The organism is Clostridium sp. 1001270J_160509_D11, assembly GCF_015667935.1.
In the GTDB taxonomy this organism is placed as follows: Bacteria; Bacillota; Clostridia; order Peptostreptococcales; family Peptostreptococcaceae; genus Intestinibacter.
Genome location: NZ_JADPET010000069.1, coordinates 1 through 15,151 on the forward strand (window position 1 = coordinate 1; position 15,151 = coordinate 15,151).

Below are 15,151 nucleotides of genomic sequence, written 5' to 3' on the forward strand. Positions count from 1 at the left end.
AAAGAAAACGATTTTAAATTTAAAATATATAATTTTCAAAAATAAAGGTATGAAATTAGTAGATTTATGTCTACTATTTTTTTTTGCAAAAAATAACTCGATAAATCGTTAAAAATGTAGGAATTTGACTAACGAAAATTAAAGGAATGAACAATAAAAAACACGAAGTTTGTATATAAAAAAATTTATATTGTAACAGGAGGGATTAATATGAGAAGTTTCAATAATATATTAAGAGATGTTCATTTAGGTAAAGATGTAGATCCAAAGGAATTAAAGATGGCGCTATTACTGGCAGAAAATCAATTAGTTCTTTCTAACAAAGACATTATCAAATGCTTAGATTCACACGCTGATAGAATTGCATTAGAAGGAGAAATAGGTAAGAACAGAAACAAACGCACTTTGCATCAACAAATTTCTATAGAAAAAGCTTTGGAAATCAATAATTTGTAGAATTATGCAGATAACTATGAATTTTAATGTTATAGATTTCGAAAACGGGCCTATTTATATTGTTTAAAGTTTGTTTAATTTCGATTTATTTAGATTAATATTTACAATTTACTTAATCTAGATTTATTTATACTGGGATTTAAAGTTTATTTATGCTGTGTTAGATAAAATTATAAAGTTATCTAACACAGCATTTTTTATAGATATTTTTATAATATATAGTAGTTTATATTTATTTATAAATTGTAGATAAATATAATTTTTATAAATATATTTAAAAAATCTACATTTTTAAATGTATTTTAGTATAAAGAGTTAAACCTAAATCATAGGTTTATACAATTTTAATTCCAAATAGTAATTTGCAAATGTTATACCTGTATATGGCAATACCCAAAGTAGTCCAAGTCCAAGAGGTAGTATACCTAAGATAAACCATCCTATAAATGATAAACCTAAGACGATTATGTTCCAGAAGTTACCTTGTACTAAATTTATACTTTGTTTTGCAGCATCTATAATCGGTGCATCTGTATCTAATATTACTAATAATGAGAATGATAAGTACACTTCTATTACTGTTATACATATTCCTAAAACAAAACTCAATAATACTCCAGAATATATTGCTACATATTGTATAAGTGTAGTAGCTAAAGATAAAAGCAATGTATATACTATGCATTTTAAAACTTTCATCCAAGATGTCTTCATCCAAGAGAATTTAACTTGGTCGAAGTCGTCGTTTTTGGCTATATTCAAAAACAATGTAGTTGTAAAAACGCTAGCTATTGTTGTAATTACAACTTGGAATATTGAAGATAATGTGGAGTCATTTAACATTCCTATAATGAGTGCTTCCAATACATAAACTACTAAAACTGTAATTACAGGGACAATCCAAAAAGCGTTTAATTTTCTTTTGGCATCTTTTTTTATTTCTGCTCTAGTTTTCATAAGTCCAGCCTCCTATTTTATAATGAAAAATTTACTATTTTCCTTAATCGTAGCATATATTATAGAGTATAGTGTAAAATATTTAATTTTGTAACCAAACTGCAACCTATGAATATAATGAATTATGTTTGATTTTAGTGGAGGTATATCGATGTTCAAGAAAATTATTTCTATCGTAAGTGCAGCGGCTCTAGGGGTTTGCTGCTTAACAGGATGCAGTAATGATACTGCTGGTGATAAAGGCGATAAAGAATCAAAAGAGTTACAAAAAATAACTGTAGCAGAAGTTACTCACTCTGTATTTTATGCACCACAATATGTAGCTATGAGTAAGGGCTTCTTTGAAGAAGAAGGTCTAGAAATTGATTTAGTAAATACTCAAGGTGCTGATAAAACTATGTCAGCTTTAATCTCTGGAGATGCTGATATAGGACTTATGGGACCGGAAGCATCAATTTATATTTACAATCAAGGTGAAGACGATTATGCAGTTAACTTTGCACAACTTACTCAATGTGATGGTAGTTTCTTAGTTTCTAGAGAAAAAATAGATAATTTCTCTTATGACGATTTAAAAGGTAAAGAAGTTCTTGGAGGTAGAGCAGGAGGCGTGCCTTTAATGACTTTGGAATACGTTTTAAAACAAAATGGTGTTGAAATTGGAGAAGATACTGCTAGTGGTCAATGTAACGTAAGAACAGACGTTCAATTTGCAGCTATGGCTGGAGCATTTGCAGCTGGTGAAGCAGATTTCACAACAGCTTTTGAACCAACAGCTACTCAACTTGAAAAAGACGGTTCTGGATATATAGTTGCATCAATAGGTAAAGATTCAGGTAAAATACCTTACACTGCTTATTCTTCAACAAAATCTTATATGAAAGATAATAAAGAAGTATTAGAAAAATTCACAAGAGCAATATATAAAGCTCAACAATGGTGTAAAGATGCTAGCGATAAAGAAATCGCAGAAGCAATCCAACCTTACTTTGAAGACAATGATATAGACGAATTAGTTACAGTTGCTAAACAATATAGAAAAATAGGCGCTTGGTGTGAAAATCCATACTTTGAAAAAGAAAGTTTAGATAACTTGATGAAAGTTATGGAAACTGCTGGCGAACTTGAAAAAGAAGCTCCATATGATAAGATAGTTGATACTAGTATAGCTCAAAAAATAATAGATGAAAAATAATTATAGGAAATAAATAGTTTGGTTATATAAATAGAACATTTGAAGTAGTTTTTTCATAAAAGAAAATAAGGGGTAGTTAACAAGAGGTATTTGGGGATAGCTCATAAAAAGGAGTTGATCTTATGGAAGTTAAGAAAGACACAATTATACGTACAACAGTTTTGGTAATTGCCCTTTTAAACCAAATTTTGACTAGCACAGGTCACGATATTTTGCCGATTTCTGATGAAGAAGTCAGCCAAGTGATATCACTGGCATTTACAATAGGTGCGTCAATTTGGGCTTGGTGGAAAAACAACTCATTTACAAAAGCTGCTATAGAAGCGGATAAAGTTTTAAATGAAAAAAAGTCCAATAATAATTAGGTTTAGATGCTTGGAGTTTTTATAGATTCCAAGCATTTTTATGTGATTAAATATAACAAAATAAAATGGTAAAAAAATCTAATGACTTGCTTGACAAATAAATAACAGTTAGATTAAAATGATAAATATGTAATATTAAAGATGCAAAAATACAAGCAAAATATATAAAATACAAGCAATAAATAATATTAAATAAGGGGGAATTAATATGAACAATGAAGTAAATACTTTATTTAGGTCTTATAATGATTTAGACTTAGTAAAAGCAGAGAACATAGTATTAGAATCTGAAACAAAGTTAGACGATAAAGAGAGAAAAATCTTAATGCATGTTTTTTCAGCATTTAAGAAAAATAAATTCCAAGATAGAAATATAGTATGCTCTATTAAAGACATATGTGAAGACGATTTAATACAACTTCAAGACAAAAGAGTTATATTAATAAATATAGATAGAAAAGAATACGTACTTACACAATGGTACAAAATGAGAAGACAAAAGGGGGCTAATGCCGTAGTTGTTGAGCTAGACGATATGGTATGTGAGTATTTTAGGCTATTTCCATCAAATTATTTAAATTAGCACGTAGGAAAAGGGTTTCAGGAACTTATTTTACTAAAATATAAATAAATTACCTAATAGTTGTAAAAATGTATTATAATACCTATATACATATATATAGGAGGAATACATTTGAAAAATTTTACAAAAAAATTATTTACATTAGGTATAATATTTACACTAATAATTGGGATGGTTGGATGTTCTAAACCACAGAAAAAAAAAGAGGTTGTTCTTACTAATACACAAGAACAAGAAAAAACTATTTACGATTTAAATGGTATACAAAGCTATGAAGAAATCGATTCAAATGCGATTGTAGAAATTAAAAAATCTATGGCACAAGATGAAAATGTATTTGTAAAACAGATGTTTAATACATTAGCAGACGTTATAGAATTATTGCCAGAGGGCGTAAAAACACTACAACTGAGCGTATTTGCATCTAATATAAGTACAGATGACGACTTTTTAATATTTTCATGCACAATACCAGAAGATGGCCTAAACAATATAAGAAAAGAGAAACTAACTTCTATAGAAGGATTATCTAAAAACTGTGAACAACTATACATAGACGAGATAGTGTCTGAGGAGGCTGTAAAAAACGTAATATGGCCAGGAGCAGAGGGATCTATAGTATATGAGGCTCCAGAAGAAAAAACTTACGAATCTGAAGAAAGTACAACAATACAAAGTCAGACAAGCTCTACTCAAGATTTTGACAAAGGTTACTGTGATATGTGTGGCGATTATGGAAAAATGTATCAATTAGTAGGATATGACCTTTGTTTAGATTGTTATAATGAGTATAATGTAAGATGTGCAGACTGCGGCACTTCACTTGCATTTACTGATTTCGCGATTAAGGCACCTAATGGGACTTGGTACTGCGTATTTTGTGGAGAAGATAGAGGATATTCGTACGACGATATATATTAAAATTTAAAATATGATTATATAGTATAATTTGATATAAAAAGAGATGGTGATTCACCGTCTCTTTTTTGTTATGGAAGTATGTTAGAAAAATAATGAAAATATTCAGAAATTTGCTTGACGTCCAAATAACAATTGTATAAAATTAATATTAATAAATAATATCAACAGGGGGTATTCATTATGAAAGGAAAAGTAAATACTTTATTTCTAGGCAACAATAAAGAGTTATTGGAAAAAGACAATGTGGCGTTAGAATCTGAGACAGATTTAACAGATATAGAAAAAGACATACTAAAAGACATATTTGCTGAAATAAAGAAAAATGACTTTGAAAATAAGGGGATTAAGTTTTCACTAGATGATTATTCAAAAGACGATTTAATAAAACTTCAAAACAAAAAGGTTATGATAATCAATATAGAAAAGAAAGAATATGTTTTAACACAATGGTATAATATGCTTTGGAATAAAGAAAGCAACGAAGTTGTAATACAAGTAGAAGACATAGTGTTTGAATACTTAAGATTATTTGTGTTAAATAAATAAACAATATAAAGGACAGTTTCTAAACTGTCCTTTTTTAATTTTTATGGACTTTAGTCTGTTGAGTATGCTTGCATACTCAATGATTTATATATTTTAGAGTTTGGTAGATATAAATATGCCAAAAATATATATAAGTATCTTCGTTTATATGATATAAATATCGTCACATAAATATATAGTTTTTAAAAAACTTAATTTAATACTAAGCTGTTGTATATTGCTCGTGGATAGTCTTTACATAGCTCGAGTTTAACAGTTTCTTAAAAGCACTTATTTCTATCTGTCTTATTTTCTCTCCGGAAATACTACATATAAGGCTTATTTCCTTTAATGTGTAGATTTTGTTGTTTATAAAACCGAATTTGAGTAAGATAACGTTTTTCTCATCGCGAGTTAAACTATCTAGACTTTGGATGATATATTAACTATTATCAAAACTTCCTAAATCAGAATTTGAATCTAGATTTTGACTAGATATGATAGATATGTTTTTCATAGCAATCCCTCCTATATAATAATATACTTTATAGTATAATTATAGTATAAATTAAGCAAAAACAAAAATATAATAATAGATATAAGGTCAAAGTTGAGATTTTAAAGGGGGATACATTATGGAGGCGTTTAGTCGTTTATATTTAAATAATTATGAATTGTTAAAAGACAAAAATGATGTTTACGGGGTATTGATTTCTGTCTTTTCGGAAAGCGATAAGATTATAACCCAGGAAATAGAGTATGAAGAAGAGAGCACAAAAGTTAGATATATATTGAGTTGTAAAAATTACTCAGACAAATTAGATATTATGGGATTTACTTTAAAAAAGGCTTATGATGAGTTTTTTAAAGTGAGAAATATATATGAGTCAAAGAGTGAATTTATAAAAATCCTAAATAAAAGTATAGAGTTTATTATAGATAATAATATTTATGACGAGTATTTTTTAGACAGAGAAAATTTAGAAATCTTGGAAAATGACAAAGATTTAGAAGATATGGTTTTATTTATTTTGAGAAATAAGGATATTTTATGGGGCGGGAGTTTTATAGATATCAGGTTTATTTTGAGGATTGTGTTGTCGCTTTATAGTGATTCTAAGATTATATATGATGTGAGCGAGATTATAGCAAATGGCTATTTTGATGAGGATTTTGAGTTTAGCAAAAGCGCCAAAGAAACTGCAAAATCTGAATATATAATAAATGAAAAGATTATCGTCCTTACAGAGGGAAAGTCAGATGCATGTGTTTTGGAGACTGCGCTAAATATCTTATACCCCCACTTATCAGAATACTACTCATTTTTAGATTTTAAGGCCACAAGACTTAGGGGGAGTGCTGATGCGCTTGTATCTACTATAAAAGCGTTTATCTCATCTGGAATAGCAAACAGAACTATTGCAATATTCGACAATGACACAGCGGGGCAAGAGGCCATGAAACTTTTAAGCGGGATAGAAATACCAAACAATATAAAAGTGCTTAAATATCCAGACTTGGAAATTGCGAAAAAATACCCCACAAAAGGCCCAACAGGAGATGTCGTAATGGATATAAACGGGATGGCGTGCAGTATAGAGTTATATCTCGGAAAAGACATCTTAACAGAAGACGAAGATAACTTAATTCCGATACAGTGGATTGGGTATTTTGAAAGTGCGGGCAAATACCAAGGCAGGATTTTAGATAAGGCAAACTGTCTAAAAAAATTTTTTGATAGAATGAATGATAAAGACATAAGCAGGGAAAACTTTGATTTTAGCGGGTTAGACGATATTTTAAAGATGATTTTTGAAGCATTTAATTAAAATTTACAAGCCAAAAATGTAGTACTATAATATATATAAAGGAAATTTGGAAAGAAAGTGAGTGAGAATAGGGGGACTCTATATGGGAGAAGAGAAAAACAGTATTGTCAATAAAATTCCAGAGGAGATAAAGCTGTATAATACATTATATTTAAAGTACAGAGAATATGGAAAAGAAGCGAGAAATACATTTAATAAGATCTTAGGTGAATATAAGGGACTAGACGATTTAGTTTCAGACGGATTTGATACGAGCCTAGACATTATCAAAACTTACATAGATTACGCTGTAGATACATTAAAAGATATGGATGTAGAAAATATAACAGAAGAAAATTTCACACAAAAATACTACCAAAAATACTGCACCTTTGGAGATGTATTTAATAATTTAGAAAATCAATATAAAAAAATCGAAAAATCAAATCACGACAAAATACTCAAGGAAAAAACAGAAATTTTTAACTCAGAAGAAGTAAGAGAAAATATATTAAACTCTATTGAAAACAGTGTAGTAGATATACATGAGGCAATCTTGGACTGTGTAGAAAACGAGACAGATAAGGACTTGTATAGAGTTACATCAGATGATAAAAAAGAGGCACAGGATTTACTTTTTAAATTAAAATCAGAATCGAAGTTGTTGAGAAACGACGAAAAGCTAAATATTTTAGAGAAAATGCTCGGCTCAAATCCATATCTAGAAGAAACTTATTTTTATTTATTAGATATAAATAAAGGCGACAAAAACAACCAAATAGAACAATACGCTAACTACTTTGGGATAGACTTAGCAAAGAGAAAATCAGAAATTATAAATTCTGAGATAAATAAATATCTAAAGGACAATTTAGATAATGTAGGATTAAAAGACAAAAAAGAAATTCTAAATTCGTATTGTGAAAATTATTTTAGCCAAAAATACAAACAAAAAGATACATACTCAAACAAAGTCTATTTAGACAATTTAAATAAAATATATAAAGATACATTTAAAACACCGAAGCTAAATGAAGATGTAAATGAGCTTATAGACGAGTGTAATTTTATTTATGAAAAATATAATGATGAGAGATTTTTAAATATAAAAAACGAGATAGAAAAAAGTCTGTTAAACAGCAAAATTATCTCAAATCTTAAAAAAGAAAGCGATAATGAAATAAAAATTGAGATAAAAGAAGATGAGGCAGAAAGAGAAAAAGAAGCTCAAAGAGAATATAAATTAGAATCAGAAAGAGAAGAGCCAAAACACGACGACCAACGCGACGAAAAGCATGACCAAAAACACGACAAACACAACCAAGAACATCACAACCAACACGACATCAAGATAAAATCAGAAAATTTACCACAAATTAAAAACAAACAACCTAAACAAAAAAATCAACTAACTTATGATGAATATGCAGTAGCAGCAGAGCCTACACAAAAAAAGAGCACTTTGTCATATGGATTTAAAATAGCGAGTTTAATTTTTATGTTGTTCTCTGGAGTTATGTTGTTTGATCTATTTATACAGATATTAGACAATAGATTTATTTATGGAAGAGATTTATTATTATCATATGTCACAGTAGGGATTTTGTTTGGGCTTAGTTTAGTCTGTAATTATGCTGCGATTAAAAAAACTCACCCATACGGAAAGATAGTATCCAACAAAAGTATACTAATCAGGGTATTTATAGCGATTATATCTTTTATAGGCGGTACAATATCGGATAAAACATATATAGAGGCGTTTTGTCTTACAATCGGGATAATGGTATTTTTATATATTATAAGAGATTGCCTTTTTAGACGAGGGGAATAAAGATTATTATTGTCGGGACTTTTTAAGTGGTTCATTTTAATTTAAATTTATATTGATTTTCATTGTACTATCGTTCTGGTCTATTTATTTTGGAAAAAACGCCTATTTTACATAAAATCATTATATAATAATAGTAAGTAAACTGACTTTTGTGAGGGGGCGTAGTATGTGGTTTAGAAGAAGAAAAATAAAAAGCAAGCAACCATCAGAAATCAGCAAACAAGATATAGAAGAAAAGAAAATTGTCGAGGCTAAATTAGCCAAGGAAATTAGACAACATTATATAAGTATTTCAAATGCGACAACTGTTATTTGTTATAATATAAATTGGAATAATAAGAATCTAGAAAAATTTTGGAAAAAATATCGCCAAAACCCCGAGTTTTTATCTCTAAGGGGGCTTGATATTGTGATTTCAATGTATAAATTGGCGGGGGACGTAAATAGTTATTTCGATTTACATAAAAAAGTATTTAAACGCGATGTAGTAGAAAAAATTTCAAAAAGGCATTTTTACCAAGACGCAGTAGACAAGATTATGACAAATTACGATAATTCATGCAATCAGATTATTAAAAAAAATCATGGATTTGAAGGTAATTCATATTTTGAAAAGGCACAAGGATGTGGATTTATCCAGCTTTATAATAATTTTAGAAATAGAGATTGGGATTATTTTGTATTTAATCTTGTATTTAATATATACAAATACGACGTGGAAAGTTTTAATAGAAGTGGGTTGAATTTTTCACAAAGCGAACTAAAACAACTCTACAAAGAATCTGGGGATGAATTGCTGTTTTTTACGGTGCAATATGGCTATGCATTTTTGTTTATGTCGTATATCTTAATGCTTAGAAAATACGAGGTGTTTATCCAAAATGATATAGTCTTGTTGGTCTTAGAGCAGATAAAAAGTGATAATGATGACAAAATGGATATTTTTCAAGAATTTTACCTTCTATACAGCAGTTTATATAGAAGTGCATATGATGAGGAGTATTCTTATGATGAAATAGCTACATTTATTATTAAACAAGAAAATATAGAGAAAAGAGATATGTTTTTAGATTGTGATTATTATAAAGAAGATTTAAATGATTTTAAAAAGGACAAAAACTTTAAAAAAATGCTATTTAATATAGATAAAGTCGAGTTTTTCAATAAACACTCTAAAAAAGATCCTTATATAAAAGAAAACAGAGATTATTTTTATAATGAGTTGTTCGACTATCTTATGATAAAATGCATGGACTATCTAGATGATGATGAGTTTTTGAAGATTTTGTTTTGTAAAGAAGCCTATATAGATAAGTTCTTGAGATTTGGATTATTTTAAATAACCTCCATTTTATGGTATTATAGAAAATGATATAAACAAAGTTTAGAAAAACTTAACAAGTATAAGTTTAAAAAGACTAAATAAGTATAAGTTTAGAAAATCTGAATAAGTTTATAAAAGGAAACAATACTATTATTAATGACAAGTGAAATATAAAGGTGGAGGTATTATTTATGAAAAGGATAATTATCGTACTTGGAGTAGTTTTATGTTTATTTATAAATGGATGTATCGATAAGGACAAGCAAAACTCTTCAGACGACAACAGTGATGCAATCGAAAATATAGACGAAGACAATGACGACATAAACGACAAAGACGACGACGGATACGAAGATGAAGACGAAGACGACGGGGCAAGTGATGCCGAAGACCAAGAAAAAGAGAAAGATAACGCAGATTTTTAAATTTAAAAAAAAATTTACAAAATGTGTTTAAAAAGTGAAAACATGTCTACAATAAAAATATACTTATTTATATACAATACATAAACTTTAATCCAAAAAACCCATAATAAAATTAATTAAAGACATTTTGTTCCTTGTTTGTTGCAATGGCCGTTCGGAAGGTCATATAATAAGCCCATAATTATTATGCATAATCAAGGAGCAAGAGATTCCAATCTTGCTATTTGCCAATCGGACTTTACATACATAACTCTCGGTTCGATTGGCACTTTTTTTTTACAACAATTTATTTTCACAAATTATTAAAGTAATTTATTGAAAATTACGAAAAATATACCTACAATATAATCAATAAGTAGATTTTTAAGGGGATGATAATATGGAGTTTTATAGAAGAAAGTCACTACTTAAAAAGACTCTCAAAGAAACTGGCTTATTTTCAGCATTCGACGTTTTACAAGACGACAGCAAGATGTTGAGACTAAGTTTAAAACCATCAGTTAGAATGTTTGCTGGGGACTTTTATGAAGTATCCATATCAATACCGAATTCTAGTTGTTATAATTCAATAAATTATGTTATTGCAAAATTAGAAGACAACAAAAAGAAAGGTTTAGTGCTTAGATTGTTGCATAAATACAACAACGACAGCTTAGTTATAAAATACTACATTACACCACAAAATTTTATAACGGCGAAAATAGCATATATCGGATCAGGCAATAACTTTAGTGGATACGAATTTATCGAACTATTGCAAGATGGTTTGGGAATTGTATCAAATGTCAAAGATGATATAATGGACATCTTATAAGTTTTATATTATTTTTTATTTAGGGGGCGAGATTATGAATTTTGCTGAGAAAAAACCGATATTAATCCACGAGTTGCAAGAGTCGAGAACTTTAAATAGATTTGAAATAATAGAAAATAACGAAAACAGACTATGTCTTTACACACTACAAGATGTATATGGGATGAAATATCCTTGTGAAATTAGACTATTTATGATTTCTGACAACCCGTTTACAGTAGTCACTTATAGATTTATGAAGGGGAAAAACTCAGATTATCCGATTGAATTATTGGAATTTCTAAACGAATACAACGAAAAATACGAAGCATTTAAATTTTATATAAATAGCGAAAATGTAGTTGTGGGCGAACTTGTATATGCTCATGGAGAAGATACATTCGACAGCGAAGAATTAGTAGAGCAGATAAAATATGGAATCGAATGTGTGAGCTTTGTGCACCAAGATATGCTTAGAAGATTTTTATAATCAATATAAACTACAATCAAAGTAATAAACCTCCTTATTTTATCATATATAAACATAAGGAGGTGGGCGATTGTGAAAGAAGTGGGGATTGAGCGCTTTGTCGAAACACTCGAAAATAAGGAATTATATCGAACTGATTTGAATCGTCCAGGCAGAGAATGTACAGTGATGTATCATTCGAGAGATAACCCAATACACTTGGTCCTGGATTGTAACGTTATTATGAGATTTGGTGACAAAATTTTGTTGTTATCAAAAGACGCAAACAGCACGAGCAAAATTGGGTTTAGAGCCATAAGGACATTTAAGATTGGATCAGAAGAAGAAGACGATAACGAGACGAAATACTATGATTTTGAAATAGAATTAAAAAACGGAGATTATATAGAATTTAGTTTTATTGAAGAATAAAGTTTAAATAAAAAGGCGTGAGGGATCACGCCTTTTGTTATTGTAAAATTTGGGGAGATTGTGATTCTATTTAACGAGTTTGTGATAAGGAATTTAAGTGTTTATAAAAAACTTCCTTGTTCTAGTTTTGGTGAGTAGCCGTAGTCTTTTTGCAGTTCTGATTTTCCTTGGGTGAAAAATCTCTTTCTATCGCTGTCAAATTGTAGTTTTAGTTTTTTCTTTATTATACCTGTGATTCTGTTTTTTAGAAGGAGGATGTAGGTTTCGGGCTCGCTGTTTTCGCGAGTCGCTTTAAATACGTAGTCCGCCAAGTTTGGGATTTCGCTTGCTCCTGATATTTCAAAAACGTGTGGCTCACGATTTAAAAGTGAGCTTTTGTTGGAGTGGGCGACTAGGATTATGACGAGGTCGTATTTTTTTGCAAGGTTTTTTAGTGATTTTACGGCGATAATTTGTTTTTCGTATTTGTCAGAACCGCTACATTCTAGCGTCATCAAGTTGTCTAATATAAACAGTTTTACATTTTTCTTAATTGCAGCGTACTCAATGGCATTTACTAAATTTATCTCGTCGGCTGTGGCGTCTTTTGAATAGTAAAACAGCCTGTCTTTTGCCCAATTTAAAATTTCCTCGCGACCTTCTGGCGTAACTTTTGTATATCTTCCAAAAGAATTAATACAAGATGAAAGGTGGTTTGGATTTGCGACAGTTTTACAAAACCAATCCAACGACATCTGGTAAGAAAGTTCACCAGAATATAAAAATCCATTAAAGCCCAAACTCATAGCATTAGACAAAATTTGATTTAAAAATGTACTTTTTCCAGAGCCGGGATTACCTGTCAAAACAGTCAGCGTACCGAAGTGTAGCCCGCCGCCGGTCGCCGAATCAATAGCAGAAAATCCAGTTTGGATACTTCCCACATCATCAACTTGAGGGGCAATAGTTGACACATCTATAATCAAATCCTCTACATTTCCACTGTCAAAAAGTGTCGCTTTTAAGTCGTCAGAAAACTGTAGAAGGTCTTTGCTGTCTAGCTTTTTGATGTCTTTTGTAGTGTTTGAAAGCAGGTCCTTTATGCTGCGTTTTGTCGCCAAATCCTTGACAATTTTCATGTGAAACGATACATTGTCAGAAACTGAAATGAGAGCAGTCAGCCCAGCAAGATAAGAAATTCCACCTGCCTTTTCGAGCATGTCGTTTTTTTCAAGCTCAGCCCTCAAAGTCACCGGATCGATTCCGATATTAGTGTCGTATAGCTTTTTCATATATGTGTAGATGATTGAATGTTGAGTGTAGAAAAAGTCGTCCGCGCACAAGTTGACCCTGTTGCCCTCGATAATTACATCATTTTCTAAAAATACACAGCTCAAAATATTTCTTTCCGCATCTAAGTCATATAAATTCATAAAAATCACCTCGATTTTAAATTTACTACATATATTCAAACTCGCTTAAGTCCGAGCTTGAATACTGATTTAACTGTTTTGAAGATAAACTTTGTTTTGAATATAGACTGCATTGTGAAAGCAGGTTTTTCTTTGAAGTTTCAAAGTTTTTTCTAGCTAGAACCTTTTCATAACAATCCCTGAAATACCAAGGGTTTAAAATATGAGTACCCCAAAATCCATTTTCTAGATAAATCCACTTGATAAGCTCCGTAACCTCTTGGAAGTTTCGGTTGTCTTTGTTTAAAATAATATCAAACGCCTTTGACCAATCGTTAAAATTAGGCTCTTTGAACGTTGGGTTGTTTTTCTTTATCAGAGTCCACATAAGCTCAGAAAGTAAAAATTCAGCACTCACGTCATCTTTGTACTGTGATGTGATAGATTTATTTGATAGATTAATTATTTGGTCAGACTCTAAAGACGAAGGTGATTGTTCTAAAGACGAAGGTGGTTGCTCAGAAGATGTAGGTAATTGTTCTAAAGACGAAGGTGATTGCTCAGAAGATGTAGGTAATTGTTCTAAAGACGAAGGTGATTGCTCAAAAGATGTAGGTGTTTGTTTTAAAGACGAAGGTGATTGCTCAAAAGATGTAGGCAATTGTTTTAAAGACGAAGGTGACGACTCAAAAGATGTAGGTAATTGTTTTAAAGACGAAGGTGACGACTCAGAAGATGTAGGCAATTGTTCTAAAGACGAAGGTGATAATTCAGAAGATATAGAACTAGTATTTAAAGATAAGTTTTCTTCATCTAAATTATTTAAATTATTGACTTTATCAAAAGGCTCAGCACTTTTTTCATATGCGTCAATATCTGACATTAGAGAAGATATTTCGTCTTTTGTTAAACTAGATTTTTTCTTAGTTTTCTTAGATGATTTAGAGTGTGAAGGACTTTGTGTAGATATAAGTTTTATAAAATTTTCTCCAAGTGTATAGTAAGTATAACTGCCATTTTCTTTTAATAAGACTCTTTTCAAAACGCCACATTCGCATATTTTTCTAAGTCTTCTATAAAAAGCATTTGTCTGCATACTTAAAATTGGAAGTTCGTCAGTTAGTTTTTTGTGGCGAATCCAGTAGTATTTTTCGCCATTTATAAACTCTGTGCGCATATTTCCAGAGTCTTTAAAATCTACAAACCATCTAAGTATTATCAAATCCAAAGCATCAAGACCAAGATCTTTTGCAACTTTTTGAGAAAATCCTTCTATTGTGTACTTCATAATAAAACCTCCTAAAAAAATTTTTAAAAAATATGTATAATATAAAATAATAATGTCCATAATGTAGTTAGATAAATAACTAACTCTTTTGAAACTTCAAAAGAGACAGTACTCATGAGAGCAGGTACTCATTGTTTTTCATCAATTATTCATTTGTATCACTTAAAATATTAATGATATAATTTAAAAAGTCATTAATAAAGCTGGACTTTCTGGTTTGCTCTCAAGTTAAATCACAACATACATACACATCCTGCTGGAAGGTCCAGTTTATTACTTTTATAATATAATAGTAAATAAAAATAATATAAAAAATCCAACAAACTACTTGAAAAAAATATTTTTTTTAAAGTTTTAAATGCTCCAGTAAAGCGTCCAAGATGTGTTG

At 29.9% G+C, this 15,151-nt stretch carries 16 protein-coding genes; 13 read left to right on the top strand and 3 right to left on the bottom strand.

Features of this window, described 5'->3' with window-relative positions:
- Window positions 1-210 precede the first annotated feature (210 nt).
- Window positions 211-456 carry a hypothetical protein gene (locus tag I4U58_RS07895; RefSeq protein ID WP_195930753.1) on the top strand — a complete coding sequence of 82 codons (246 nt, stop codon included), beginning with the start codon at window positions 211-213 and terminating at the stop codon, window positions 454-456.
- Window positions 457-777: 321 nt separating this feature from the next.
- Here I4U58_RS07895 and I4U58_RS07900 read toward each other — a convergent pair whose 3' ends face one another.
- On the bottom strand, window positions 778-1,413 hold the full coding sequence (locus I4U58_RS07900) for a DUF975 family protein (protein WP_195930754.1): 636 nt from the start codon (window positions 1,411-1,413) through the stop codon (window positions 778-780).
- Between the two features lie 151 nt (window positions 1,414-1,564).
- On the opposite strand from I4U58_RS07900, the gene I4U58_RS07905 reads away from it, so the two are divergent.
- From I4U58_RS07905 to I4U58_RS07965, 12 genes are all read left to right on the top strand, one after another.
- Window positions 1,565-2,608, top strand: coding sequence for an ABC transporter substrate-binding protein (locus tag I4U58_RS07905; RefSeq protein ID WP_195930755.1), 1,044 nt, complete (start codon window positions 1,565-1,567; stop codon window positions 2,606-2,608).
- A gap of 122 nt (window positions 2,609-2,730) precedes the next feature.
- On the top strand, window positions 2,731-2,973 hold the full coding sequence (locus I4U58_RS07910; RefSeq protein WP_195930756.1) for a phage holin: 243 nt from the start codon (window positions 2,731-2,733) through the stop codon (window positions 2,971-2,973).
- Between the two features lie 208 nt (window positions 2,974-3,181).
- Window positions 3,182-3,556: a hypothetical protein gene (locus tag I4U58_RS07915; protein ID WP_195930757.1), complete on the top strand. Its 375-nt coding sequence runs from the start codon at window positions 3,182-3,184 to the stop codon at window positions 3,554-3,556.
- 111 nt (window positions 3,557-3,667) lie between these two features.
- On the top strand, window positions 3,668-4,477 hold the full coding sequence (locus I4U58_RS07920; RefSeq protein ID WP_195930758.1) for a hypothetical protein: 810 nt from the start codon (window positions 3,668-3,670) through the stop codon (window positions 4,475-4,477).
- Window positions 4,478-4,657: 180 nt separating this feature from the next.
- Window positions 4,658-5,023 (top strand): hypothetical protein, encoded by a 366-nt coding sequence (locus I4U58_RS07925; RefSeq protein WP_195930759.1) that lies wholly within the window; start codon window positions 4,658-4,660, stop codon window positions 5,021-5,023.
- Between the two features lie 614 nt (window positions 5,024-5,637).
- Window positions 5,638-6,831, top strand: coding sequence for a hypothetical protein (locus I4U58_RS07935; protein ID WP_195930760.1), 1,194 nt, complete (start codon window positions 5,638-5,640; stop codon window positions 6,829-6,831).
- Between the two features lie 82 nt (window positions 6,832-6,913).
- The gene (locus I4U58_RS07940) at window positions 6,914-8,641 is read left to right on the top strand and encodes a hypothetical protein (protein WP_195930761.1); all 1,728 of its coding nucleotides are present in this window, start codon (window positions 6,914-6,916) and stop codon (window positions 8,639-8,641) included.
- A 166-nt stretch (window positions 8,642-8,807) separates the two neighbouring features.
- Complete coding sequence (locus I4U58_RS07945) at window positions 8,808-9,980, top strand: hypothetical protein (RefSeq protein WP_195930762.1); 1,173 nt, start codon at window positions 8,808-8,810, stop codon at window positions 9,978-9,980.
- Window positions 9,981-10,156: 176 nt separating this feature from the next.
- On the top strand, window positions 10,157-10,390 hold the full coding sequence (locus I4U58_RS07950; protein ID WP_195930763.1) for a hypothetical protein: 234 nt from the start codon (window positions 10,157-10,159) through the stop codon (window positions 10,388-10,390).
- Between the two features lie 379 nt (window positions 10,391-10,769).
- Window positions 10,770-11,204 (top strand): hypothetical protein, encoded by a 435-nt coding sequence (locus tag I4U58_RS07955; RefSeq protein ID WP_195930764.1) that lies wholly within the window; start codon window positions 10,770-10,772, stop codon window positions 11,202-11,204.
- A gap of 34 nt (window positions 11,205-11,238) precedes the next feature.
- Window positions 11,239-11,673 (top strand): hypothetical protein, encoded by a 435-nt coding sequence (locus I4U58_RS07960; protein ID WP_195930765.1) that lies wholly within the window; start codon window positions 11,239-11,241, stop codon window positions 11,671-11,673.
- Window positions 11,674-11,745: 72 nt separating this feature from the next.
- Complete coding sequence (locus tag I4U58_RS07965; protein ID WP_195930766.1) at window positions 11,746-12,084, top strand: hypothetical protein; 339 nt, start codon at window positions 11,746-11,748, stop codon at window positions 12,082-12,084.
- 101 nt (window positions 12,085-12,185) lie between these two features.
- Here the strand turns inward: I4U58_RS07965 and I4U58_RS07970 are convergent, their stop codons facing one another.
- Both I4U58_RS07970 and I4U58_RS07975 read right to left on the bottom strand, forming a co-directional pair.
- Complete coding sequence (locus I4U58_RS07970; protein ID WP_195930767.1) at window positions 12,186-13,496, bottom strand: DnaB-like helicase N-terminal domain-containing protein; 1,311 nt, start codon at window positions 13,494-13,496, stop codon at window positions 12,186-12,188.
- A gap of 25 nt (window positions 13,497-13,521) precedes the next feature.
- A complete protein-coding gene (locus I4U58_RS07975) occupies window positions 13,522-14,763 on the bottom strand; it encodes a hypothetical protein (RefSeq protein WP_195930768.1) in 1,242 nt (413 codons plus the stop codon).
- Window positions 14,764-15,151 lie beyond the last annotated feature (388 nt).

Excerpts from the sequence above, each read along its gene's own strand:
- I4U58_RS07895 (WP_195930753.1), top strand. The coding sequence starts at position 211 with ATGAGAAGTTTCAATAATATATTAAGAGATGTTCATTTAGGTAAAGAT.
- I4U58_RS07900 (WP_195930754.1), bottom strand. The coding sequence starts at position 1,413 with ATGAAAACTAGAGCAGAAATAAAAAAAGATGCCAAAAGAAAATTAAAC.
- I4U58_RS07905 (WP_195930755.1), top strand. The coding sequence starts at position 1,565 with ATGTTCAAGAAAATTATTTCTATCGTAAGTGCAGCGGCTCTAGGGGTT.
- I4U58_RS07910 (WP_195930756.1), top strand. The coding sequence starts at position 2,731 with ATGGAAGTTAAGAAAGACACAATTATACGTACAACAGTTTTGGTAATT.
- I4U58_RS07915 (WP_195930757.1), top strand. The coding sequence starts at position 3,182 with ATGAACAATGAAGTAAATACTTTATTTAGGTCTTATAATGATTTAGAC.
- I4U58_RS07925 (WP_195930759.1), top strand. The coding sequence starts at position 4,658 with ATGAAAGGAAAAGTAAATACTTTATTTCTAGGCAACAATAAAGAGTTA.
- I4U58_RS07935 (WP_195930760.1), top strand. The coding sequence starts at position 5,638 with ATGGAGGCGTTTAGTCGTTTATATTTAAATAATTATGAATTGTTAAAA.
- I4U58_RS07940 (WP_195930761.1), top strand. The coding sequence starts at position 6,914 with ATGGGAGAAGAGAAAAACAGTATTGTCAATAAAATTCCAGAGGAGATA.
- I4U58_RS07945 (WP_195930762.1), top strand. The coding sequence starts at position 8,808 with ATGTGGTTTAGAAGAAGAAAAATAAAAAGCAAGCAACCATCAGAAATC.
- I4U58_RS07950 (WP_195930763.1), top strand. The coding sequence starts at position 10,157 with ATGAAAAGGATAATTATCGTACTTGGAGTAGTTTTATGTTTATTTATA.
- I4U58_RS07955 (WP_195930764.1), top strand. The coding sequence starts at position 10,770 with ATGGAGTTTTATAGAAGAAAGTCACTACTTAAAAAGACTCTCAAAGAA.
- I4U58_RS07960 (WP_195930765.1), top strand. The coding sequence starts at position 11,239 with ATGAATTTTGCTGAGAAAAAACCGATATTAATCCACGAGTTGCAAGAG.
- I4U58_RS07970 (WP_195930767.1), bottom strand. The coding sequence starts at position 13,496 with ATGAATTTATATGACTTAGATGCGGAAAGAAATATTTTGAGCTGTGTA.
- I4U58_RS07975 (WP_195930768.1), bottom strand. The coding sequence starts at position 14,763 with ATGAAGTACACAATAGAAGGATTTTCTCAAAAAGTTGCAAAAGATCTT.